This window comes from Streptomyces sp. HmicA12 (genome assembly GCF_000373565.1).
GTDB lineage: Bacteria > Actinomycetota > Actinomycetes > Streptomycetales > Streptomycetaceae > Streptomyces.
The window spans coordinates 382,579-404,909 of the sequence record NZ_KB891809.1 but is presented as its reverse complement, the minus strand read 5'-3'; the positions used below and the strand labels follow the sequence as shown (position 1 = coordinate 404,909).

Annotated in this window: 15 protein-coding genes; 7 read left to right on the top strand and 8 right to left on the bottom strand. The window is 72.5% G+C overall.

All coding sequences use genetic code 11. The features are described from left to right. Window positions 1–99: 99 nt before the first annotated feature. Window positions 100–1,554 carry a PucR family transcriptional regulator gene (locus tag B072_RS0119720; RefSeq protein ID WP_018531697.1) on the bottom strand — a complete coding sequence of 485 codons (1,455 nt, stop codon included), beginning with the start codon at window positions 1,552–1,554 and terminating at the stop codon, window positions 100–102. 202 nt (window positions 1,555–1,756) lie between these two features. On the opposite strand from B072_RS0119720, the gene B072_RS0119715 reads away from it, so the two are divergent. Genes B072_RS0119715 through B072_RS0119705 form a run of 3 tightly spaced genes read left to right on the top strand, consistent with a single transcriptional unit; the run spans window position 1,757 to window position 5,963 of the window. After that, window positions 1,757–3,232, top strand: coding sequence for a sodium:solute symporter (locus B072_RS0119715; RefSeq protein ID WP_018531696.1), 1,476 nt, complete (start codon window positions 1,757–1,759; stop codon window positions 3,230–3,232). Window positions 3,233–3,258: 26 nt separating this feature from the next. Next, window positions 3,259–4,254, top strand: coding sequence for an agmatinase (speB, locus tag B072_RS0119710; RefSeq protein WP_018531695.1), 996 nt, complete (start codon window positions 3,259–3,261; stop codon window positions 4,252–4,254). 35 nt (window positions 4,255–4,289) lie between these two features. Next, window positions 4,290–5,963, top strand: a complete 1,674-nt coding sequence (locus B072_RS0119705) for a thiamine pyrophosphate-binding protein (RefSeq protein WP_018531694.1) — start codon at window positions 4,290–4,292, stop codon at window positions 5,961–5,963. Between the two features lie 3 nt (window positions 5,964–5,966). Here B072_RS0119705 and B072_RS0119700 read toward each other — a convergent pair whose 3' ends face one another. Then, on the bottom strand, window positions 5,967–6,776 hold the full coding sequence (locus tag B072_RS0119700; RefSeq protein ID WP_018531693.1) for an alpha/beta fold hydrolase: 810 nt from the start codon (window positions 6,774–6,776) through the stop codon (window positions 5,967–5,969). 3 nt (window positions 6,777–6,779) lie between these two features. Beyond that, complete coding sequence (locus tag B072_RS0119695; RefSeq protein ID WP_018531692.1) at window positions 6,780–7,583, bottom strand: alpha/beta fold hydrolase; 804 nt, start codon at window positions 7,581–7,583, stop codon at window positions 6,780–6,782. Window positions 7,584–7,680: 97 nt separating this feature from the next. Here B072_RS0119695 and B072_RS0119690 point away from each other — a divergent pair, with 97 nt between their 5' ends. Further along, entirely contained in the window at window positions 7,681–8,580 is a 900-nt protein-coding gene (locus B072_RS0119690; protein ID WP_018531691.1) for a LysR family transcriptional regulator, read from the top strand. Between the two features lie 18 nt (window positions 8,581–8,598). Here the strand turns inward: B072_RS0119690 and B072_RS0119685 are convergent, their stop codons facing one another. Both B072_RS0119685 and B072_RS0119680 read right to left on the bottom strand, forming a co-directional pair. After that, window positions 8,599–9,387 carry an endonuclease I family protein gene (locus tag B072_RS0119685; RefSeq protein ID WP_018531690.1) on the bottom strand — a complete coding sequence of 263 codons (789 nt, stop codon included), beginning with the start codon at window positions 9,385–9,387 and terminating at the stop codon, window positions 8,599–8,601. A gap of 155 nt (window positions 9,388–9,542) precedes the next feature. Next, window positions 9,543–11,876 carry a glycosyltransferase family 39 protein gene (locus B072_RS0119680; RefSeq protein WP_018531689.1) on the bottom strand — a complete coding sequence of 778 codons (2,334 nt, stop codon included), beginning with the start codon at window positions 11,874–11,876 and terminating at the stop codon, window positions 9,543–9,545. Between the two features lie 160 nt (window positions 11,877–12,036). Between B072_RS0119680 and B072_RS0119675 the strand changes: the two genes are divergently transcribed. The 3 genes from B072_RS0119675 to B072_RS0119665 all read left to right on the top strand — a co-directional run bounded on the left by B072_RS0119675 (window position 12,037) and on the right by B072_RS0119665 (window position 17,786). Continuing rightward, entirely contained in the window at window positions 12,037–15,783 is a 3,747-nt protein-coding gene (locus B072_RS0119675; protein WP_026246041.1) for an ABC transporter ATP-binding protein, read from the top strand. Between the two features lie 82 nt (window positions 15,784–15,865). Further along, window positions 15,866–16,273: a hypothetical protein gene (locus B072_RS0119670; protein WP_018531687.1), complete on the top strand. Its 408-nt coding sequence runs from the start codon at window positions 15,866–15,868 to the stop codon at window positions 16,271–16,273. 97 nt (window positions 16,274–16,370) lie between these two features. Continuing rightward, the gene (locus tag B072_RS0119665) at window positions 16,371–17,786 is read left to right on the top strand and encodes a S28 family serine protease (protein WP_018531686.1); all 1,416 of its coding nucleotides are present in this window, start codon (window positions 16,371–16,373) and stop codon (window positions 17,784–17,786) included. 88 nt (window positions 17,787–17,874) lie between these two features. Here the strand turns inward: B072_RS0119665 and B072_RS0119660 are convergent, their stop codons facing one another. From B072_RS0119660 to B072_RS0119650, 3 genes are all read right to left on the bottom strand, one after another. Further along, on the bottom strand, window positions 17,875–18,501 hold the full coding sequence (locus B072_RS0119660; RefSeq protein ID WP_018531685.1) for a hypothetical protein: 627 nt from the start codon (window positions 18,499–18,501) through the stop codon (window positions 17,875–17,877). A 159-nt stretch (window positions 18,502–18,660) separates the two neighbouring features. Next, complete coding sequence (locus B072_RS0119655) at window positions 18,661–20,466, bottom strand: glycoside hydrolase family 3 protein (protein WP_018531684.1); 1,806 nt, start codon at window positions 20,464–20,466, stop codon at window positions 18,661–18,663. An 884-nt stretch (window positions 20,467–21,350) separates the two neighbouring features. Beyond that, window positions 21,351–22,259: a LysR family transcriptional regulator gene (locus tag B072_RS0119650; RefSeq protein WP_018531683.1), complete on the bottom strand. Its 909-nt coding sequence runs from the start codon at window positions 22,257–22,259 to the stop codon at window positions 21,351–21,353. Window positions 22,260–22,331: the final 72 nt, after the last annotated feature.

The following is a 22,331-nucleotide window of genomic DNA, read 5'->3' as shown; positions in this document are numbered from 1 at the left end:
TGCGTGCGTGAGTGCGGGCCCGGTGGGGGCTGGTCGCGCAGTTCCCCGCGCCCCTGAAGGCGCACACTTCGTGCGCGACCTTCAGCGGCCCCCGGACGCTCACGGCAGATCCCGCAGCGCGAACCACAGCTCCATCCGTACATCCGGGTCGTCCAGGTCCGCCGCCACCAGCGTCGCGCACTTGGCGATGCGCTGGCGCACCGTGTTCCGGTGGATGCCGAGGGCGTTCGCCGTGCGGTCCCAGCTGCCGTGCAGGGAGAGCCAGGTGCGCAGCGTGTGGCGCAGTTCCGGGCGGTCGGCCAGCGCGGTGAGCGTGGGCGCGGGGGTGTCGGCGCGGTGCCGTACCAGCGGGGTGCGCAGGGTGCGGGCGCGGGTCAGGGCGTGCGCGGCCTGGGTGTCGGCGGTCCGCAGCTGGTCCGGCGCGGCCGGGGCGCTGACCCCGAGCGTCCAGCCGTCGTGCGCGGTGACGTCCTGGCCGGCCGGGACGAGGGCCCGTACGAGCGTGTCCGTGATGTCGATGAGGGGAGTGCCCAGGGCAGGGGCGGGCCGGGCGCCCTGCGGCTGCGCGTGCACCACGCGCCAGGCGTCCGTCCCCAGCAGCTCCGCCGCCTCCTCGGGCCCTTCCCCGAGCAGCAGCCGGACCAGGGCCGCCGAGCGTCGCGCGTCGCCCGTCGACTGGTGCTCGCCCTGGAGCAGGGAGAGCAGGACGACCGCCACACCCGTGATGGTGTGGTCGCCGGGCGTCCGGCCCGGGGTGGCGAGGCCGAGGGCGCGGCCGTCGGCGCCGCCGAGCGCGTACGCCGACAGCTGGACGCCCGCCGCCTCGTCGGACGCGGACGACGGGGTCGGGAAGAGCCGGGTCGTCGCGGGCCGCACCACCCGCACCAGGTCACCGAGCGCCGACTCGACCGCGTCCGGCGAGGTGGCGGGCGCGCTCCCCGCGGTGGACGGCACGGTTCCCGCGCGGTGCAGTTCGGTGCCGTCGGGGCCGACCAGGACCGCGAACCCGCCCGTGCGCTGGGCGAGTTGGCGCAGGACGGCGGGGACCGGGTCCGGGCGGGCGGCCGCGGTGGCCAGGCCCTGCTGCGCCTCGGTGACCCGGCGCAGTTCCAGGTGGCGCACCGCCGCCGTCAGCCCCCACAGGGCCCGCACGACCGCGCTGAACGTGGTGTCGGGCGCCACTTCGAGCAGCGGCATCCGGTGCCGCTCGCAGGCCGCCACCAGGGCCTCGGGGACCGCGTCGTGCACCGGCGCGAGCCCGAAGCCGATGGCCGCGCCGCCCGCCTCCGCGATCCGGGACACGTACCGGCCGAAGTACGCGTCCAGGTCGCCGACCCGCTCGGTGAGGTGCAGGCCCGCCGTCAGCAGCAGCTCGCCGCCGAGCAGATACGGGTACGGGTCCGCCATCTCCGTGGGGTGCGCCGCGTACAGCCGGACCGTCTCGGCCGGGGGCCCGGCCAGCTGCCGCAGGCCCAGGTCGTCGCGGGCCAGCAGGGCGCTCAGCGGGACCGGTGGGACGGGCGGGACCGGCGGAGCGAGGGGTTCGGTCGGCATGGTGGTGGACGATTCCTCTACTGGTGACCCTGGGAGTATCGGAAACGTACACTTCAGTGCCGCTTTCCGGCCACCTAGGGTCGTGCCGACCGGTGGGCGCGGGTACGGGCGGATGTCCCCGTCGCCGATGGCCCCGACAGGGCCTCGCAGCCGGACATCCCATGCACGACACGCCACTGAGGTGTGCAAAGGAGGGCGTCCCATGGCCGTCGACTACATCGTGATCGTCGTGTACCTGGCCGGAATGCTGGCGATGGGCTGGTGGGGCATGCGCCGCGCCAAGTCCAAGAGCGACTTCCTGGTCGCCGGCCGCCGCCTCGGGCCCGCCATGTACTCCGGCACCATGGCCGCCGTCGTCCTCGGCGGCGCCTCCACCATCGGCGGCGTCGGCCTCGGCTACCAGTACGGCCTGTCGGGCGCCTGGATGGTGTTCACCATCGGCCTCGGCATCCTCGCCCTGTCGTTGTTCTTCTCGGCGCGCATCGCCCGCCTGAAGGTCTACACCGTCTCGGAGATGCTCGACCTGCGCTACGGCGGCAGCGCCGGGATGATCTCCGGCATCGTGATGTGGGCGTACACGCTGATGCTGGTGGTCACGTCCACGATCGCGTACGCCACGATCTTCGACGTCCTCTTCGACGTGCCGCGCTGGCTGGCCATCGTCATCGGCGGGGCCATCGTCGTCGCCTACTCGACGCTCGGCGGCATGTGGTCCATCACCATCACCGACATGGTGCAGTTCGTCGTCAAGACGATCGGTGTGCTGCTGATCCTGCTGCCCGTGGCCGTCGTCAAGGCGGGCGGCTTCAGCGAGATGAAGGCCGAGCTGCCCACCTCGTACTTCGACCCGCTGGGCATCGGCGGCGAGACGATCTTCACGTACGTGCTGATCTACACGTTCGGCATGCTCATCGGCCAGGACATCTGGCAGCGCGTGTTCACCGCCCGCGACGACAAGGTGGCCCGCTGGGGCGGCACCGTCTCCGGCGTCTACTGCCTGCTCTACGCGATCGGCGGCGCCGTCATCGGCACCGCGGCCAAGGTCATCTACCCCAAGGGCCTGGGCCAGGCCGACGAGGCGTTCGCCCAGATCGTCAAGGACGAGCTGCCGGTCGGCGTCCGCGGACTGGTGCTGGCCGCCGCGCTCGCCGCCGTCATGTCGACGTCGTCCGGCGCCCTGATCGCCTGCGCCACCGTCGCCAACAACGACATCTGGAAGCGGCTGCGCGGCATCAAGCCGGACAGTGCCCCCGAGGCCGAGCACGACGAGGTCAGGGGCAACCGGATCTTCATCCTCGTCCTGGGCATCGTCGCGATCATCACCTCGATCATCCTGAACAACGTCGTCGAGGCGCTGACCGTCGCCTACAACCTGCTCGTCGCCGGCCTCCTCGTGCCGATCCTCGGCGGGCTGATCTGGAAGCGCGGCACCGGCAACGGCGCCCTCGCCTCCGTCGTCGTCGGCGGTTTCTCCGTCATCGGCCTGATGTGGACGTACGGGATCCTCGCCAACGAGCCCGTCTACTACGGCCTGACCGCGTCACTCGTCACGTACGTCGTCGTGTCCCTGGCCACCAGGCCGACCGACGCCGCCGTCCTCGCCAACTGGCGGGAGCGGCTCGCCGGGCGCGGCGCCGCCGAGCCCGAGCCGGCTCCCGCGGCCGCCGCATCGCAGTAACCCCGTAGGAAAGAAGGCACCCCGCAATGAACCGCAACGAGACGCCCCGCGTCCAGCCCGACCCGAACGGTCCGGTCGGCCCCGTCGACTCCTCGCTCGTCCCGCGCTACGCGGGCCCGGCGACCTTCGCGCGCCTCCCGCGCCTGGACGAGGTCGAGTCCGCGGACGTGGCGGTCGTCGGGGTGCCCTTCGACACCGGTGTCTCCTACCGGCCCGGCGCCCGCTTCGGCGGCAACGCCATCCGTGAGGCGTCGCGGCTCCTGCGCCCGTACAACCCGGCGCAGGACGCGTCCCCGTTCGCCCTCACGCAGGTCGTGGACGCGGGGGACATCGCCGCCAACCCGTTCAACATCAACGAGGCCGTCGAGACGATCGAGGCCGCGGCCGACGACCTGCTCGGCTCCGGCGCCCGCATGATGACGCTCGGCGGCGACCACACCATCGCGCTGCCGCTGCTGCGCTCCGTCGCCAAGAAGCACGGCCCGGTCGCGCTGCTCCACTTCGACGCGCACCTGGACACCTGGGACACGTACTTCGGCGCCGAGTACACGCACGGCACCCCGTTCCGCCGCGCCGTCGAGGAGGGCATCCTCGACACCTCCGCGCTCAGCCACGTCGGCACCCGCGGCCCGCTCTACGGCAAGAGCGACCTCACCGACGACGAGAAGCTCGGCTTCGGCATCGTCACCTCGGCCGACGTCTACCGGCGCGGCGCCGACGAGGTCGCCGACCAGCTGCGCCAGCGCATCGGCGACCGGCCGCTGTACATCTCCATCGACATCGACTGCCTCGACCCGGCCCACGCGCCCGGCACGGGCACGCCGGAGGCGGGCGGCATGACCTCCCGCGAGCTCCTGGAGATCCTGCGCGGCCTCGCGTCGTGCAACCTGGTGTCGGCGGACGTCGTCGAGGTGGCGCCCGCCTACGACCACGCGGAGATCACCGCCGTGGCCGCCTCGCACACCGCGTACGAGCTGACGACGATCATGTCCCGGCAGATCGCGGCGTCCCGCACGGCCTGACCGCACCACCGCACGACACCCAGGAGAGCCCCGCGATGACCCACGACCACGACCTCGAACTGCGGCCCACCGCGGCCCAGACCGAAGCGGCCCTCAACCCGCCGCCCGGGCGGACCGGCGGCGACCTGGTCGTGGAGACCCTCGCGGGGCTCGGCGCGTCCACCGTCTTCGGCCTGCCCGGACAGCACGCCCTCGGCCTCTTCGACGCGCTGCGCCGCTCCGACCTGCGCTACGTCGGCCTGCGCGTCGAGAACAACGCCGGGTTCGCGGCGGACGCGTACGGCCGGGTCACCGGCGAGGTCGCGCCGCTGTTCCTGTCCACCGGTCCCGGCGCGCTGACCTCGCTGTCCGCGCTCCAGGAGGCGGCCGCCGGATCGGCCCCGGTCCTCGCGATCGTCAGCCAGGTCCCGGTGGCGGGACTCGGCGGCGGCCGGCACGGCTACCTCCACGAGCTCCGCGACCAGCAGGCCGTGTTCCGCGACGTCGTGAAGTCCGTCCACCCGGTCCGCACCCAGTCGCAGATCCCCTCCGCGATCGCGGCGGCCTGGGAGTCCGCGCTGAGCGCGCCGCACGGCCCGGTCTACGTCGAGATCCCGCAGGACGTGCTGCTCGCCCCCGCGTCGCTGCCGCAGGTCACGGCCGTCGACGCGACCCCGCACGAGCTCGCGCCGCGCCCCGAACTCACCGCCGTGGCGGCCGACCTGCTGGCGAAGGCCGAGCGTCCGGCGATCATCGCGGGCGGCGGCGTGGTCCGCGCGGACGCCGCCGGGAAGCTGCGCGCGCTCGCGGAGAAGGTGAACGCCCCGGTGGTGTGCACCTTCGGCGGCAAGGGCGCCTTCCCCTGGGAGCACCCGCTGTCGCTCCAGTCCTGGATGGAGGACCGGTACGTCACGGACTTCCTGGAGGACGCGGACGTCCTGCTGGTCGTCGGCTCGGGCCTCGGCGAACTGTCGTCGAACTACCACACGTTCAAGCCCCGGGGCCGGGTCGTCCAGATCGAGGCCGACGCGGGCAAGCTGGAGTCCAACCACCCGGCGCTCGGCATCCACGCCGACGCCCGCCTCGCGCTCCAGGCACTCGCCGAGACGGTCGAGGAGCGCGAGGACGACAAGGCCGCGGGCCGCGTCGCCGAGGTCCTGAACGCCGTACGCGCACGCATCGACTCGCAGGAACTCACCCTGGAACAGGACGTGTTGGCGTCCGTCCGCGCCGCGCTCCCGCCCAAGTCCCCCTCCTTCTGGGACATGACGATCCTCGCCTACTGGGCCTGGTCGGCCTGGCCGGGCCCGCTGCACTCGGCGCAGGGCGCGGGCGGCCTCGGCTACGGCTTCCCGGCCGCGCTCGGCGCCGCGGCGGCCGACCCGACGACCCCGGTCCTCGCGGTCTCCGGCGACGGCGGCGCCCTGTACTCGATCGCCGAACTCGCCACGGCGAAGCAGGAGTCCCTGAACGTCACCTGGCTGATCGTCGACGACGGCGGCTACGGCATCCTGCGCGAGTACATGAACGACACCTTCGGTCAGGCCACCGCCACCGAGCTGACCCGCCCGGACTACGTGGCCCTCGCCGAGTCCTTCGGAGTGCCCGCCGTGCGTACGTCCCCGGAGGCGCTCCGCGAGGACCTGGCGGCGGCGCTGGCCGCCCCGGGCCCGCGCGTGGTCGTCCTGCCCGCCGTGCTGCGGATGTTCGCGCCGACGCACCTGGGCTGAGCCTCAGCCGACCTCGGCCAGGTGCTCGGCGACCTTCGCGATCAGCAGCTCCGGGTTCTCCACCGGAAGCCCGTGCCCGCCCGGGACGCGCAACAGGCGGGCGTGCGGGATGCGTTCGGCGACGTCGTGCTGGTGCGGCGGCGGGACCATGCGGTCGTCGGCGCTGGAGATCAGCAGCGTCGGCGCCGTGACCCGGGGGAGCAGGTCGGTCAGGTCGACGGCCGCGTCCGCCGCGGACTGGCGGGCGAAGCCGTCCCGGCCTGCCGTGATCAGCTCGGTGAAGGCGGCGGCCGCGCCGTCGAAGGTGGTCGCGCCCCAGGAGCGCAGGGTGTCCTTGCCCAGCGCCGAGAGCAGGATGAGGTGCGCGAGGGCCGCCGGATCGGTGCGGGTCAGCCGCTGCCACAGGTCGAACTGGAAGGTCATGTGCGCGTCGGCCTTCACCCAAGGGGCGTGCGCCGTGAGGGAGTTCACCAGCTCCGGGTGAAGGGCGGCGGTCGCCGTCGCCACCACCGCGCCGAGCGAGTGGCCGGCGAGGTGGAAGCGGTCGAGCCCGGCGTCACGGGCCGCCGCCACGACGGGCGCCACCATGTCGTCCAGGGTGATCGGGCCACCCGGGTCGACCGTCTCGCCCGAGCCCGCCAGATCCGGGGCGACGATGGTGAACCGGTCGGCGAGGGCCGCCATGAGCGGAGCCCAGTTGCCCTCCGCGGAGGCGCCGGTGCCGTGCACCAGGACGAGGCCAGGACCGCTGCCGGTGACCAGGTAGTGGGTCTTGCTGATGCCGCCGGAGACGGGGACGTCGACGAAGGGCATGGTTCAACTCCTGTACGCAGAAGGGGTTTCGGGTCGGTTCAGAGCCGCGCGCAACGCCTGGTTGAAGGCGTCGGGCCGCTCCTGCTGCGGCATGTGGCCCGCGCCCTCGATCACCGTCAGCCGGGCGCCGGGGATCAGGCCGAGCAGCTCGCGCGGGACGGACAGCGGGACCTCGGTGTCGAGCTCGCCGTGCAGGAAGTGGGTGGGGACGCGCAGCGCGGGCAGCCGCTCGCGCGGGTCGTACTCCGCCTGGTCGGCGGCGAGCCCGTCGATGCGGGGCGTCGCGTCGAGGACCTGCCGGACCGTCCGGTCGATCAGCGCGGCGCTCGTCCCCGGCGCGTACCAGTGCGGGACGAACCCGGCGAGAGTGCCCGCGCGGTCGGCCCGTAGGCCCTCGAAGAGGTCGGCCATCGCCTGCTTCGCCTCGGGCCGCGTACTGAAGTGCTGCACGCCCGAGTCCACCGGGACGATGGCGCCGATCCGCTCGGGCGCCCGCAGAGCGGCCTCGATGACGAACGCGCCCGCGATCGACGAACCGACCAGGACGGGCCGGTCCAGTCCCAGTACGTCGATGAACTCAAGGACGTCGGAGGCGAGTCGGTCGATCGTGTAGCCGCTCGCGGGCCGGTCCGAGCGGCCGCAGCCGCGCCAGTCGAGCGTGATCACCCGGTGGTCGTCCGACAGTCCGGCCGCCTGCGCGTCCCACACCCGTCCGCTGGTGCCCCAGCCGTGCAGGAGGACCAGCGGGCGGCCCGAACCGAGATCCTCGTAGTGGAGCGTGATGCCGTCGACCGTCGTGTACGTCATGCGGTCATTGCAGTCGACGGGCGGCCGCCGACCAAGGAGTGATCCGCTCTTAGACTCATCACGGATCGTGATCGATGCCGGGAGACGGTGGGGCGGCGTGGAACTGCGTCAGGTGAAGTACTTCGTGGCCGTGGCCGAGGAGCTGCATTTCGGGCGGGCCGCCGAGCGGCTGCACATCGTGCAGCCGACCGTCAGCCAGCAGATCCGGCGCCTGGAGCGGGAGTTCGGCCTGGAGCTGTTCGACCGCACCAGCCGCACGGTGGCGCTCACCGACGCCGGCCGGGCGTTTTTGCCGCACGCCCGCGCCGTCCTGAAGGCCGAGCGGGCCGCGACCGAGGCGATGGACGGGGTGCGCGCCGAGCAGCAGGCGACGCTGCGGGTCGGCACCAGCGTGGGCCTCGGACTGCGGCTCGACGGCGTGCTGACCGCCCTGTCCGACCGGGCCCCGCAGCTGATGGTCGAGCTGGTCAGCGGGCCCACCGCGACCCGGATCCAGCAGGTGCGGGACGGGGAGCTCGACGCCACCTTCGTACGGGGCGCCGACCGCAGCCCCGGGCTCGAACTGCTGCCGCTGTGGCGCGACGTCCTGGTCGCCGCGCTGCCCGCCGCACACCCGCTGGCGGAGCGGGACACCGTCGCCCTCGCCGATCTGGCCGAACTGCCCTTGCGGATCGCGCCCCGTGACACCAATCCGCACCTCGTCGACGCGGTGGCCGACGCCTGCCGCGCGGCGGGCTTCGAGCCGGTCCTCGGCCCCGCCTTCACCACCGACCAGGACACCCTGGCCGCCATCGCGGCGGGCCGGCCGAGCTGGACGGTCTACTTCGCCGCGCAGGCCGCGGTGCAGCCCGCGCACCGGATCGCCTTCCGCCCGTTCGCGGACCCGGCGACGGTGCCGGGCCTGCGGACGTACCTGGCGGTGCGCCCCGACCCGCCGTCGCGCCGCCTCGCCGCACTGCTCGACGCGTGCAACGAAGTGGCGGACGGGGCGCCCTAGTTCAGGTGCCAGCCGGGTCTACCAGATCGACTCGACCCACTCCGGGTGGTCGATGAACGGGTTGCGGTTGTGCTGGTAGTCGTCGTAGATGACCTGGTTGCGGTTCTCCTCGAAGGCGTCCGGCGGGTCCTCGTCGTTCCACTTCTTCAGGACCGTGAGCTTGCCGATGTAGGGCGAACTGCCGTTGTTCACCTTCTCGTTGGGCTCCAGGTCGGCGAAGGAGTCGTCGCCCTCGTAGCGCACCGCCATGTAGAGGATCATGCGGGCCACGTCGCCCTTGACGGCGTCGCGCGGTTCGAACGAGTCGGAGTCGACCTTGCTGCCGCCGCCGTTGCTCACCGCGCTGCCGCCCTCGTCGAAGTCGAGGTTGCCGCGGATCGCGTTGACGGTGACGTCCTCGGGGCGCAGGTGGTGCAGGTCGGTGCCGGGGCCGGTCGCGGTGCCGAAGTCGCCGTGGGACTTGGCCCAGACGTGCTCGCGGTTCCAGTCGCCGCTGTCGCCGCCGTTGAGGGACTTCGAGCGGGAGAGGCCGCTGTAGAGCAGGATCACGTTGGAGCTGTTGGCCGGGTCCTGGTCCGTGACCTTGAGGGCGTTCCAGACGCCGTCGTACGAGACCTTCGTCTGGTCGCTGATGATCGTGTGGAGGGCGTCCTTGAGAGCGGTGCCGGACTTGCCGACCGCGTCCTGGTAGTAGGTGTCGTCGTAGGACGTGTCCGCGTGCGCCGTCGCGGTGGGGAGGGCGACCGTGGCCAGGAGCGCGGCGGCCGTGAGGGCGAGGGTGCGCGTGCGTATGTGGGTTCCGGGCATGTGGGGTGTCCGTCCGTTCTACGCGGGTTGACTTGGGTGACCCGGATTTTGGCATGGACACGTGGTGCTCGGGTGAACGTTCGGAGTCGATCGGGTATCGGGCAAGGGCCCCTGACGAATCGTCAGGGGCCCTTGTGAGGTGTCGTGTTGCCGGGCTACTCCAGGTCGGACGGGTCGAGGCGGTACAGCGACTGGGAGGTGTCCGAGCCGCTTCCGCTTTCGCCGCCGCTTTCGCCGCCGCTTTCGCTCCCGCTGCTCTCGGAGCTCTTGCTGTACGCGCTCGCCTTCACCTTCGTGCCGTGCTTCTGCACCCACGCGGTGACCGCGGAGCTGACGTCGTTGCCGCCGCCCATGCCGCCCCCGCCGACCTGGATGTAGTGCAACTGACCGCTCTTGACCAGCTTCTTGAGCTTGGCGACGGTCATCCCCTTGTCCGAGCCGGTGAAGCCGTACATGGAGATGACGGGCTTCTTGGTGCTGAGGATGATCTGCGCCGCGCTCTGCGAATTGGACACCGCGAGCAGCCACTCGGCGCCGTCCTGGTGCTTCTCCAGGTACGAGATCAGGTCGCTGTCGACGCTGCCGCCCATGCCGCCACCCCCGCCGGGGCCGCCCATGCCGCCGCCGGGGCCGCCGCTCGCACCGCCGCCCTCCTGCGAACCGCCTTCCTGCGAGCCGCCCTGCTGTCCACCGCCGGGCATCTCACCGCCCCCGGGCATCTCGCCGCCCGCCTGGCCACCGGGCATGTCCCCGCCGCCGGGGAAGCCGCCGCCGCTGTTGCCGTTCGGCGGGCCGCCGCCCTCCTGGCCGTTCTGGCCGTTCTGGCCGTTCTGACCACCCTGGCCGTTCTGGCTCGGCATGCCGCCCTGGCCGGGCATGCCGCCTTCCTGGTTGCCCTGGCCCGAGCCCTGCCGCTGTCCGCCGCCGGGCATCTCGCCGCCGCCGGGGAAGCCGCCGCGGCCCCCGCCGCCGGGTCCGCCCATGCCGCCGCCCGTCGTGGGCCCGGCCGTCGGGTTCGTACCGCCCATGCCGCCGTCCCCGCCGGAGGAGAACGGTTCCGCGAAGGAGTAGGCCGCAGGGCCCGCCACCGACGCGACGACCGCGGCCGCCACCGCCGCCGCGAACAGCCGCAGCCGCTGCCCCGACGCCGTACGGAAGACGAGCAGGCCCGCGATCGCGAGCGCCGTGACGAGGGCGACGACCGGCCACAGCCAGCCGTTCCAGCCGGACGCGCGGCGCAGCAGCACGACCGACCAGATCCCGGTGACGCCGAGCGCGACCGGCAGCACCCACGCCCAGCGCCTGTCGTCGCGGAAGGCACGGAGCAGCATCATGCCGCCGCCCCCGCACAGCGCCGCGATGCCGGGCACGACCGCGGTCGTGTAGTACGGGTGCATGGTGCCCTCGGCGGTGGCGAAGGTGACGTAGTGCAGCACCAGCCAGCCGCCCCACAGCACGAGCGCGGCGCGGGTGAGGTCGGTGCGCGGGGCGCGGCCGCGCAGCACCAGACCGCCGACGAGGGCGATCGCCGCGAACGGGATCAGCCAGGAGATCTGGCCGCCGAGCGTGTCGTTGAAGAGCCGGCCGAGGCCCGCGGCGCCGGAGAAGCCTCCGCCTCCGCCGCCCCCGCCGTTGCCCTCGCCGCCGAGGACCCGGCCCAGGCCGTTGTAGCCCATGATCAGGTCCCAGGCGGAGCCGTCCGTCGAGCCGCCGATGTAGGGCCGGTCGTCGGCGGGGACGAGGGAGACGGCCGTGGCCCACCAGAAACTGGAGACCGCGAGCACCACGGCGGCCAGCGCCAGGTCGCGGGCCTTCCTCGCCCAGCCCAGGTGGGAGGCGTACAGGTACACGGCGAAGACCGCGGGCAGCGCGATGTAGCCCTGCAGCATCTTGGTGTTGAACGCCAGGCCGAAGCACGCGGCGGCGCCGAGCAGCGGAAGCAGCCTGCCGCCCCGGGTGGCGCGCAGCGCGAGGGCCGCGCCGCCCACCATCAGGAGCACCAGGATCGTGTCCGGGTTGTTGTCCCGGTTGATCGCGACGGTGATCGGGGTCAGGGCGAGCACCAGCGCGGCGATCGCCGCGGCCGCGTGGCCCCACACCCGCTTCACGGAGGAGTGCAGGATCCAGATCGTGCCGAGCCCGGCCCCGATCTGCGGCAGCATCATCTGCCAGGTACCGAAGCCGAGTATCCGGCAGGACAGGCCCATCACCATCAGCGCGAACGGGGGCTTGTCCACGGTCAGGAAGTTGCCCGCGTCGATGGACCCGAAGAACCAGGCCTTCCAGCTCTGCGTGCCGCTGTAGATCGCGGCGCTGTAGAAGCTGTTGAGGCCGTTCGACGACAGGTTCCAGGCGTACAGCACCGCGGCGAGCGCCAGGATGCCGAGCAGCGCGGGCAGCGACCAGCGCGGCGCGCGGTGCACGGTCGGCGCGGCCGTCGGCGGCGGCGGGGCGGGAGCGTGGGGGAGCGGTTCGATCGCAGAGGTCACCAGAGCACTGTGCGCGGGACGCTTGGGCGAGGCCTGTGCCGAAGCTGGGCGCCACCTGTGGATCGGCCGGCGGACCGCGGAATTGTTGCGGCGGGATGAAATCCGCTCCCGCCCGCGTTGGCCCTCAGGGCACAACGGCAGGTGAGCGAGAGGCGGCGGAGTGACGGCGGACAAAGCGGGCGGACAGGGCTGGGCGAGGAGACTCGCGGGCTATGCCTGGCGCTACCCCAAGGACGTCGTGCTCGCGCTCGGCGCCTCGCTCGGCGGCATGGCCGTCATGGCGCTGGTCCCGCTGATCACCAAGGTGATCATCGACGACGTCATCGGGGACCACTCGAAGTCCATGGGCCCGTGGGCCGGCGCGCTGATAGCGGCGGCCGTCGTCGTGTACGTGATGACGTACGTCCGCCGCTACTACGGCGGGCGGCTCGCCCTCGACGTCCAGCACGACCTGCGCACCGAGATGTACGGGACGATCACCCGGCTCGACGGCCGCCGTCAGGACGAGCTGTCCACCGGCCAGGTCGTCGGCCGCGCCACGAGCGACCTCCAGCTCATCCAGAGCCTGCTCTTCATGCTGCCGATGACCATCGGGAACATCCTGCTGTTCCTCATCTCCCTCGGCATCATGGCGTCGCTCTCGTTGCCGCTGACCCTGGTCGCGCTCGCCGTCGCCCCCGCCCTGTGGGCCATCGCCCGGCGCAGCCGCTCCCGCCTGCACCCCGCCACCTGGTACGCGCAGGCGCAGGCCGCCGCCGTCGCCGGGGTCGTCGACGGAGCCGTCAGCGGCGTCCGCGTCGTGAAGGGCTTCGGGCAGGAGGAGCAGGAGACCGGGAAGCTCAGGGAGGTCGGGCGCAAGCTGTTCGCCGGGCGCCTGCGCACCATCCGGCTGAACTCGAAGTTCACCCCCGCGCTCCAGGCCGTGCCCGCTCTCGGGCAGGTCGCGATGCTCGCCCTCGGCGGCTGGCTCGCCGTGAAGGGCCAGGTCACCCTCGGCACGTTCGTCGCGTTCTCCACCTACCTCGCGCAGCTCGTCGGGCCCGTGCGCATGCTCGCCATGGTGCTGACGGTCGGGCAGCAGGCCCGCGCGGGCGTGGAGCGCGTCCTGGAACTCATCGACACCGAGCCGTCGATCGAGGACGGCACGAAGGAGCTCCCGGCCGACGCCCCGGCGACCGTCGAGTTCGACGACGTCGCCTTCGAGTACGCGGGCGGCGACGGCCGGGCCGTCCTGAACGGGCTCTCCTTCGAGATCGGCGCCGGTGAGACCCTCGCCGTCGTCGGCTCCTCCGGCTCCGGCAAGTCGACCGTCTCGCTCCTCCTGCCGCGCTTCTACGACGTCACGCACGGCGCCGTCCTCATCGGCGGCCACGACGTGCGCGAGCTGAACCTCGCCTCGCTGCGGGCCGCGATCGGTCTCGTACCGGAGGACTCCTTCCTCTTCTCCGACACCGTGCGCGCCAACATCGCGTACGGGGCTCCGGACGCCACCGACGAGCAGGTCGAGGCCGCCGCGCGCGCCGCGCAGGCCGACCGGTTCATCGCCGAGCTGCCCGAGGGCTACGGCACCAGGGTCGGCGAGCACGGGCTCACCCTCTCCGGCGGCCAGCGCCAGCGCGTCGCGCTCGCCCGCGCCATCCTCATGGACCCGCGGCTGCTCGTCCTCGACGACGCCACGTCCGCCGTGGACGCCCGCGTCGAGCACGAGATCCACGAGGCGCTCCGGTCGGTCATGGCCGGGCGCACGACCCTCCTCATCGCGCACCGCCGCTCCACCCTGAACCTCGCCGACCGCATCGCCGTCCTCGACGGCGGCAGGCTCGCCGCGATCGGCACGCACGCCGAGCTGGAGGAGAACTCCCCGCTGTACCGGCGGCTGCTGACCGACCCGGACGAGCTGGGCGGCGTCTCCCCGGGACACGCCCTGCCGACGGCGCCCGCCGAGGACACCTCCGTGCGGGACGAGCTCGATGCCGAGTTCGACGCCGAGCGCGGGGTCACCCCCAGGCTGTGGACGGGCGACCGCGAGCCGAAGGACACCGCGCTGTCCGGGATGCCCGCGACCCCGGAGCTCCTCGCGCAGGTGGACGCGCTGCCGCCCGCCACCGACACCCCCGACGTCGACGAGGCGCGGGCCGTCACGGCCGAGGAGTCGTACGGGCTGCGCAGGCTGCTGCGCGGCTTCGGGGCTCCATTGCTGATCAGCCTGGGCCTGGTCGTCATCGACGCGGGGATGGGGCTGCTCCTGCCGATCCTCATCCGGCACGGCATCGACGAAGGCGTCTCGCAGCTCGCGCTCGGCGCCGTGTGGGCCGCCACGGCGCTCGCGCTGGTCTCCGTGCTCGTGCAGTGGTCCGCGCAGACCGTCGAGACGCGGATGACGGGACGCACCGGCGAGCGGATCCTGTACTCGCTCCGCCTGAAGATCTTCTCCCAGCTCCAGCGGCTCGGGCTCGACTACTACGAGCGGGAGCTGACCGGCCGGATCATGACCCGGATGACGACGGACGTCGACGCGCTGTCGACGTTCCTCCAGACGGGCCTGGTCACCGCGTTCGTCTCCGTCGTCACCTTCTTCGGCATCATGGTCGCCCTGCTCGTCATCGACGTACAGCTCGCGCTCGTCGTGTTCGCGACGCTGCCGCCGCTGATCGTCGGCACGTTCTTCTTCCGCCGCTCCAGCGTCAAGGCGTACGAGCTGGCGCGCGAGCGAGTCTCCGTCGTCAACGCCGACCTCCAGGAGACCGTCGCCGGGCTGCGCATCGTGCAGGCGTTCCGGCGCGAGAAGGACGGCGGCGAGCGGTTCGCGGCGGGCAGCGACAGCTACCGCAGCGCCCGCACCCGCGGGCAGTGGCTGATCTCGATCTACTTCCCCTTCGTGCAGCTGCTGTCGTCGGTGGCGGCCGCCGCCGTGCTGGTGGTGGGCGCGCACCGGGTGGACGCGGGCACGCTCACGACCGGCGCCCTGGTCGCGTACCTGCTCTACATCGACCTGTTCTTCGCCCCCGTGCAGCAGCTCTCCCAGGTCTTCGACGGCTACCAGCAGGCCACCGTCTCGCTCGGCCGCATCCAGGAACTGCTGCGCGAGCCGACCTCGACGAAGGGTGCCGCCGAGCCGCTGGACGTCCTGTCCCTGCGCGGCGAGATCGCCTTCGAGGACGTCGAGTTCGCGTACGGCGGGTCCGCGTCCGAAGAAGAGGCGGCCCTGCGCGACGTGGCGCTGCGGATCCCCGCCGGGCAGACCGTCGCCTTCGTCGGCGAGACCGGCGCGGGCAAGTCGACGCTGGTCAAGCTGGTCGCCCGGTTCTACGACCCGACCGGCGGCCGGGTCACCGTCGACGGCACCGACCTGCGCGACCTCGACCTGACCTCGTACCGGCACCGGCTCGGCGTCGTCCCGCAGGAGGCCTACCTCTTCCCGGGCACGATCCGCGACGCCATCGCCTACGGGCGCCCCGACGCCACCGACGCCCAGGTGGAGGCGGCGGCCCGCGCGGTCGGCGCGCACGAGATGATCGCCACGCTGGAGGGCGGCTATCTGCACGGGGTCGCCGAGCGCGGCCGCAACCTCTCCGCCGGCCAGCGCCAGCTGATCGCCCTGGCCCGCGCCGAGCTCGTCGACCCCGACATCCTGCTGCTCGACGAGGCCACGGCCGCCCTCGACCTGGCCACCGAGGCCCAGGTCAACCAGGCCACCGACCGCCTCGCCGGCCGCCGCACGACCCTGGTCGTCGCCCACCGCCTCACGACAGCGGCCCGCGCGGACCGCGTCGTGGTGATGGATCAGGGCCGGGTCGCGGAGGACGGCACGCACGACGAGCTGCTGCGGCTGGACGGGAAGTACGCGCGGCTGTGGCGGACGTTCATCGGCGAGGACGAGGCGGCCACGGTCGGCACGGCGACGTGATGTCCCGATTTCGCGCAACCGTGCGACCTGTGTGGCGCGTCCGTTCATCAGTACGCTGATGCCGATGTGACGGGAGGGGGCTGTGTTGCGACGAGAGAGAGCCACGGGCGGGCCGCGCCGACTGCTCGCGCTCGCCCTGACCGCACTGCTCGGCTCGGGGCTGCTGGTGATCGGCGGACCGGCCGTGGGCAGCGCGCAGGCCGCCGCGCTGTGCGGCGGGCACAAGGTCCGCACCCTGTCGTTCGCCACCGGCAGGACCGTCGTCTACAAGAGCCGCGGCTACGTCTGCGCCGTCACCTACCCCAAGCGCACCGGCACCCGCCAGTACATGTCGGTCAGCGTCCAGGCCCGCGGCAACCGGGCGGTCGTCGACGGCGGCCGCTACACCCACCACGCGGGGCCCGTCACCGTGCACGCGGGGCACCGCTGCGTGTGGGTGAAGGGAAAGGTGGGGTCGAAATCGGTCAGCTCGGGCTGGATTCTGTGCTGATGCGCTGAGCGGACACCACATACCTCTGGTGGTACGCGAGTTGCTCCGATAGTTTCCGGGGCAGTTTTGTCACTCGTGTGTCTCCAGGGGAGGGTGCATGCACAAAGCGCTCAGATGGCTGCTGTCGCTCGTCGTGCTGATAGGCACGGCGGGCGCGCTCGGCACCGCGACGGCCACCGCCGCCGGCGCCGAAGCGTCCGCCGCCACCAGTACCACCGACATCAAGGACCGGCTCCTCGCCGTACCCGGCATGAGCCTCGTGGAGGAGAAGCCGTACACCGGCTACCGCTACTTCGTCCTCAACTACACCCAGCCGGTCGACCACCGGCACCCGTCCAAGGGCACCTTCCAGCAGCGCATCACGGTGCTGCACAAGGACGTCAGCCGCCCGACGGTCATGTTCACCAGCGGCTACAACGTCTCGACGAACCCCTCGCGCAGCGAGCCCACCCGGATCGTCGACGGCAACCAGGTCTCCGTGGAGTACCGCTTCTTCACGCCGTCCCGGCCGCAGCCCGCCGACTGGTCGAAGCTCGACATCTGGCAGGCGGCCAGCGACCAGCACCGCATCTACCGCGCGCTCAAGCCGGTCTACGGCCAGAACTGGCTGACCACCGGCGGCTCGAAGGGTGGCATGACCGCCACGTACTACGAGCGCTTCTACCCGCGCGACATGGACGGCGTCGTCGCCTATGTCGCCCCGAACGACGTCGTCAACGACGAGGACTCCGCGTACGACACGTTCCTCGCGAACGTCGGCCCGAAGGACTGCCGCGTCGCCCTGCAGAAGGTGCAGCGCGAGACGCTGGTGCGCCGTGACGCCCTGGAGGCGAAGTACAAGGAGTACCTCGCCGCCAACAACTACACGGTGAACACGGTCGGTTCGCTGGACAAGGCGTACGAGGCGACCGTCCTCGACCTGGTGTGGGGCTTCTGGCAGTACCAGCCGGAGTCCGCGTGCGCCGACGTCCCCGACGCGGCGACCGTCACCGACCAGGCGCTCTTCGACTACGTCGACGCGGTCGGCGGCTGGTCCTCCTACGCGGACCAGGGCCTGGAGCAGTACACGCCGTACTACTACCAGGCGGGCACCCAGCTCGGGTCGCCCGACATCAAGCAGCCCTGGCTCGGCAAGCTGTCGCGCTACGGCTACCAGCCGCCGCGCAACTTCGTGCCGCGCTCCATCCCCATGAAGTTCGACCGGCGGGCCATGCCCGACGTGGACGGCTGGGTGCGCCACCACGCCGCGCGCATGCTGTACGTGTACGGCGACAACGACCCGTGGGGCGCCGAGCGCTTCCGCCTCGGCTCCGGTACCCGGGACTCGTACGTGATGACCGCGCCGCACGCCAACCACGGCGCGAACGTCGCCGCGCTGAACGCCGACGACAAGGCGCTCGCCACCGAGCGGATCCTCGCCTGGGCGGGCCTCTCGGGTACGACGGCGAAGGCGCCGCACGACGCGAAGCTGGACCGGGTCGACGGGGCGAAGCAGTTCAAGCTCCGTCCGTGACGCGGTAGTTGCCGGTCCTCCACGGCAGTGGAACGAGGCCGGGGGCCGTCCCGCACACCGGGGCGGCCCCCGGCCTCGCGCCGTTCCCTCACACCTTCTCCGCGCACCCCACCGGCCTGGCCCCGCCCAGGGCCACGTACAGCGCCGTCGACGCCGGGCACTGCGCGCGGGCCGGTACCGCCGACGTCACCCGGTACTGCGGCGCCTGCTCGCCCGAGCCGTCGCAGGCGGTCTCGCGGACCTGCCCCTCGCCCGCCGCGTACACACAGTCGCCGACGATGGTGCGCGGCCCACCCCCGGCGCCCGGGTCGCCGGGGTGCGGTGTCTCCAGGTTGCGCATGCAGGCATAGCCCCGGGCCACGGCTCCCGCGGTGGGCGAGGGCCCGTCGGAGCCGCTCGCCGCCGGGCGGTTCTCGCTGATGTGCAGCACGAAGTCGGTGCGGGCCGGGCAGACCGGGCCCCCGGCCGCGTCGCCGTCGTGGCGCGCGATCACCCGGGCCACGGCGCTCTCGCTGCGGCACGGCACCTCGGCGAACGACGTACGCCCCCGCGAACTGCACTCGTCCACGGCGAGGAAGAACGCCCCGTACCCGGACGGCGAGCGGGTCGGGGTCGCGGGCGGCGGCTCCGGATCGTCCCTCGACGACCCCTGGCATCCGGACAGCGCGAGTGCGAACAGCACCGCGCACATCACCCCGATCGACCGCGCACGCATGGCAATCCCCCCGATATGCCCATCTAGCGTGACCTGCGGAGGCGAGTACGCGCCAGGGGCGCAACGGGCTTTGCGTCGGTCGGGGGTGGTGCGCCGGTGATGTGGGCGTACGCCCCCTACGGACAGGGCGGTACGGGACCCGCCCTGTCCGCGGGGCGGTCAGTACGTCAGTCCGTACCCGATCGGATAGAGGACCTGCGCCGGGTCGTCGGCCTTCTGCACCGGAACCGGCAGCTTGCCCCGGGGGTCGGCCGCGCCCGTCAACACCCGCACCGCGGCCCGCAGTTCGACGTCGATCCAGGAGTATGCCGCCAGATGCGCGTCGGCGGCGGACAGTTGGGCGACGTCGTACGGGTTGCGCATCGACAGCGTGACGACCGGGACGCCCGTCGCGGCCACGGCGTTCACCAGCTTCTGCTGGGCGCTGCCCGCGGTCACGTTGTACGTGCCGATGAGCACGGCGTCCTTGCCCGCGGCCGCGGCGACGGCCTGGTCGATGACGGCCTGGGCCGGGGCGGTCCCGGTCGCCAGCACCGTGGCGGAGAAGCCGCGTTCGGTGAGGGCGGTGCCGAGGACGGTGGTCGGCGGGCCGTCGCTGAGCGAGGGCGAGGCCGGGTTGGCGCCGAGGACGAGGATGTTCTTGTGGGTGCGCCGGGACAGTGGCAGCAGCCTTTCCTTGTTCACCAGGAGCGTGGTGGTGCGCTCGGCGATCCGGTCGGCCGCGGCCAGGTGCGCGTGCGTCCCCACCGTGCGGTCGACGCCGCGATGGGTGACGTACGGGTCCTTGAAGAGCCCCAGCTTCGCCTTCATCCGCAGGATGCGCAGGATCGACTCGTCGAGCCGGGCCTCGGTCAGCTCACCGGTCTGTACGGCCTTCAGGACCGCGTTCCAGGAGACGTCCAGGGTCGGCGGGTTGAGCAGCTGGTCGACGCCCGCCTTCAGCGCGAGGACCGGGACGCGTTCGTCGCCGTACTTCGTGCGCACACCCTCCATGCCGAGCGAGTCGGTGATGACGACGCCGTCGTAGCCGAGCTGCTCGCGCAGGATGCCGGTGAGGATGGGGTGCGAGAGGGTCGCCGGGTCCTCGGCCGGGTCCAGGGCCGGTACGACGATGTGGGCCGTCATGATCGAGTCGATGCCGGCGGCGATCGCGGCCTCGAAGGACGGCCTGTCCAGCTGCTCCCACTGCTCGCGCGTGTGCGTGATGACGGGGAGCCCGGTGTGGGAGTCGGTGGCGGTGTCGCCATGTCCCGGGAAGTGCTTGGCCGTTGAGGCGATCCCGGCCGACTGGTAGCCCTTGACCTGGGCGGCCACCATCTCCGCGACGGCCTGCGGGTCGGCGCCGAAGGAGCGGACGCCGATCACCGGGTTGGCCGGGTTGACGTTGACGTCCGCGTCGGGCGCGTAGTCCTGCACGATGCCGAGCGCGCGCAGCTCGGCGCCGGCTATCTGCCCGGCCTGCCGGGCGTCCTTGCGCGATCCGCCCGCGCCGAGGGCCATCGCGCCGGGGAGCAGGGTGGCGGGTTTGCCGACCCGGGCGACGATGCCGTGCTCCTGGTCGGTGGCCACCAACAACGGTATGCGGGAGGGGAGTTGCTGACCGGCCTGCTGGATGCCGTTGCTCAGGTCGGCTATCTGGTGCGGGTCGCGGACGTTGTGCGCCCACGCGAAGTAGATGATGCCGCCGAGCTTGTACTTGTCGATCAGCTCGGCCGCGGTGCGGACGCCGATCTCCTTGAGGTTGGCGTCGATGTCGGCCTGGTCGGGGGCGGTGGCCGAGTGGCCGTACACCCGCATCACGAAGAGCTGACCGACCTTCTCCTCCAGGGACATCCCGGAGATGATCTTCTTCAGGGTCTTGTCGGAGGGGGCTTTGGACGCCTGGGCGGGTGCGGCGCTCAGGGCGGTCGCGGCGACGCCCGCCGTGGTGGCGGCGAGCAGCGTACGTCTGGAGAGGTGGTGCACTTGCGCTCCTTCCGGAGGGAGGGGCGGGGCACGTACATGGGGCACTGAAGGAAACTTCCGCGCGTCATGGTTATGTGGAAAGTTTCTGCCAGTCAAGGGACTTGGCGTGGAAAGGGGCCGCCACCGGCGCTGTTGGAGGGGGGCGCGCCGGTGGCGGCGTGCTGCCGGCCGCGTGCGGCGGAGAGGGTGGTCAGCGTTCGCAGCCAGCAGCGAGGCCGACACCGCACCGCGGAGACTCATCGGCAGCGTGTCCATTGGACGGCCGGGGCTCGGCCCGGGTTCCCGTTTCTTTGAAGGTTCCGCGAAGTCGGTGCGTGGGGGGCGGAGATTGGGTGGGGTGATTGGTGGGTTGTGCGGGTACGCCCGTGGGCGCGGCCGCTCGCCGTTGCGGGTTGCTGCCGGGTGGGCGGCCGCGGCCCGGCGGGGCTTCTCGCGCAGTTCCCCGCGCCCCTGAAAGACGGCCACGCGCCGTGACGGGGCTGTCTCGTGGGCGGGTGCGGGTGGTGGATGGCTGGTCGCGCAGTTCCCCGCGCCCCTGAAGCATGCGCTTCGCGCAGCTTCCCCTGGGCGAGCGAAGCTCGCTCCAGGGGCGCGGGGAGCGGCGCGCAGTAGGATCGCCGGGCCGCAGTCGCCCACGGGACTGGAACCGGGCAGATGCGAAGGCGAACAGGGGCGCGGGGAACGGCGCGCAGCTGGACCACCGGGCCGCAGTCGCCCACGTGACTGGAACCGGGCAGACGCGAAGGCGAACAGGGGCGCGGGGAACGGCGCGCAGCTGGACCGCCGGGCCGCAGTCGCCCACGGGACTGGAACCGGGCAGATGCGAAGGCGAACAGGGGCGCGGGGAACGGCGCGAGAACTCCCACCCACCCGCACCCGGTGAACTACCGCACGAGGCAGACGCGCCCCTGGGCGCGCAACGCGTCGACGGTGGCCACGATCGCGGGCCGCCGAGAACTCCCGCCCCGCCACAACGCGTACAACCGACGCCGCGGCATCGGATCGAGCCCCACCGCGACCACCCCGCCCGGCAACGCCCCCCGCCCGAGCCGGGGAATGACCGCGACCCCCAGCCCGGCCGCGACGAGCGCGACCAGCGTCGGGTTCTCGTCGGCCCGGTGCACGATCTCCGGCTCGAACCCCGCGGAGCGCATCGTGCGCACCAGCCAGTCGTGACACACCCGCCCCGGCGGCTGCGACACCCACCGCTCCCCGCCCAGCTCCTCGCGCCGCACGGCGTCCCGCCCGGCCAGCGGATGCCCGGCCGGCACCAGCAGATCGCACAGGTCGTCCCCGATCACGGCCTGCTCGACCCCGGCCGGGGCGGGCAGCGGGGCGATGTCCCAGTCGTGGGCGACGACGAGATCGACGGCCCCCTTCGCCACGAGGTCGACCGACAGATGCGGATCGACCTCGGTGAGGCGGACGTCGAGCGCGGGATACCGGCCGGCCAGATCGGCGAGCGCCGCGGGCAGCAGCCCCCGCGCCGCCGAGGCGAACGCGGCGACGGTCAGCAGCCCGGCCGGCACCCCGCGCCGCTGCTCCAGCTCCGTCTCGGCGCGCTCCAGGACGGCCATCAACTCATGAGCGGTCGCGGCGAGTTGGCGGGCCTCCTCGGTGAGCTTGACGCCCCGCCCCTCGCGTTCGAGCAGGACGGTCCTGGTCTCCCGCTCCAGCTTCGCGATCTGCTGCGAGATCGCCGACGGCGTGTAACCGAGCGCGGACGCCGCGGCGCCCACGGAGCCGTGCACGGAGACGGCGTGCAGCGCGCGCAGCCGCTGAAGATCCAGCATCGCGTCTCCTTCTGACCGTCTTTCGTTAGCAGTGCTTCATCCCACCATGCAGCAGACTTCGCTGGTGCTACA